This window comes from Tessaracoccus sp. OH4464_COT-324, assembly GCF_003932855.1.
Classification (GTDB): domain Bacteria; phylum Actinomycetota; class Actinomycetes; order Propionibacteriales; family Propionibacteriaceae; genus Arachnia.
The window spans coordinates 1-312 of sequence record NZ_RQYZ01000179.1; the positions used below are offsets into that span (position 1 = coordinate 1).

Below are 312 nucleotides of genomic sequence, written 5' to 3' on the forward strand. Positions count from 1 at the left end.
CACAAACCATTCCTGAATTAGTTAATTGGGCGAGAGAACGTGAGTTTTCTTTAAATCTCCCTACCGAACGATTGGCATTTTTACTAGCCATTGCCATTTATAATAATGAACGTATTGACGGCGAAATGTTAGAAACCGATTTGGTTGATATTTTCCGCCATATTTCCAACGCTTTTGATCAATCTGCAGAAACTATTAGTACCAGAGCAAATAATGCGATTAATGAGCTCGTGAAACAGCGTTTTTTAAACCGTTTTAGTAGTGAGTTTACTGAAGGTTTATCTATTTATCGTCTAACTCCGCTAGGTGTTG

Annotated in this window: 1 protein-coding gene; it reads left to right on the plus strand. The window is 37.2% G+C overall.

The window, feature by feature from the left end; all coding sequences use genetic code 11:
* A partial coding sequence (locus tag EII42_RS12675; protein ID WP_199729916.1) for a hypothetical protein occupies positions 1-312 on the plus strand: 312 nt, incomplete at both ends.